We start from the raw sequence: 510 nt of genomic DNA, 5'->3' as shown, positions 1-510 counted from the left end.
TGGTTTTCAACATAAATTAACACAATTTCTTTCTGATGTAGGTTTTGGCTTTATACCAGCAAAAAGATGGGAGAAAATTTAAAAAAACACCCCCAAAAAATATACAATTGGGGCACATGCATCAAAGCTCACCCCCTTTCACTAAGCCTCCAACATCCCGATGGATGGCTTCCGTATTTAATGTCATTGATTCTGTGAAGAAAAATATACGCCACGGACATTTACAAATCCCAACACTCTTTATTCTCGCCAATCAAAACAATCTTGCCAACAACATTGAAGTACGGCAATTATGCCAATACACACACCTGACAGACAGTATTACTATTACAGGCGCTGAGCTTGATACAATCATGTATAATGAAGATCACAAAAAACAATTTTGGGCAGCATTTGATGCATTTATCGCCGATAATGTATCTATAAAATAATATGAAACTTTAACTTCCATTTTGCTCCGCTAAAAACGAAGATTTCTATGAGCAACGTCGCTCTATAAATACTTCTTAT

General features: G+C 35.9%; 1 pseudogene. It reads left to right on the top strand.

The features are described 5' to 3' along the window. Positions 1-431, top strand: a pseudogene (locus BN338_RS10205) (lysophospholipase); the annotation flags it as partial. Positions 432-510 lie beyond the last annotated feature (79 nt).

It is taken from the genome of Bartonella queenslandensis AUST/NH15, from assembly GCF_000312585.1.
GTDB classification, from domain to species: Bacteria; Pseudomonadota; Alphaproteobacteria; order Rhizobiales; family Rhizobiaceae; genus Bartonella; species Bartonella queenslandensis_A.
The sequence above is the reverse complement of the archived record's forward strand: the minus strand, read 5'-3'. Positions and strand labels throughout refer to the sequence as shown.